At 70.4% G+C, this 362-nt stretch carries 1 protein-coding gene; it reads right to left on the minus strand.

Annotated elements, in window-relative coordinates; genetic code table 11:
- Nucleotides 1-9: 9 nt before the first annotated feature.
- The gene (locus ACSNOK_RS33550) at nucleotides 10-351 is read right to left on the minus strand and encodes a VOC family protein (RefSeq protein ID WP_436784549.1); all 342 of its coding nucleotides are present in this window, start codon (nucleotides 349-351) and stop codon (nucleotides 10-12) included.
- Nucleotides 352-362: the final 11 nt, after the last annotated feature.

The raw sequence follows: 362 nt of genomic DNA on the forward strand, positions 1-362 counted from the left end.
AGCGAGGACCTACCCGAGGAGGCAGAACTCGATGCCCTCCGGGTCGAGCAGCACCTGGAACGTGCCCTGCTCATCGGTCACCCGGGCGCCGACGCGGATCGCCCCCAGCTCCTCCGCCCGCTCCGTCGCGGCCGTCAGATCCTCGACGTCCAGGTCCAGATGGAGCCGGTTCTTCACCGTCTTCGCCTCCGGCACCCGCTGGAACGCCAGCCGGCGGAAGCCCGGCGGATCGACGTACGACCAGTCGGCCTCGCGGTCCACCGGTGTGCCGCCGAGCAGGGCGGCCCAGAAGCGGACCAACGACGCGGGTTCCCGGCAGTCGACGACGAGTTCGGACACGGAGAAGCGCATGCGATCAGCGT

The sequence above is a fragment of the Streptomyces sp. URMC 126 genome, assembly GCF_051386555.1.
Lineage (GTDB): Bacteria > Actinomycetota > Actinomycetes > Streptomycetales > Streptomycetaceae > Streptomyces.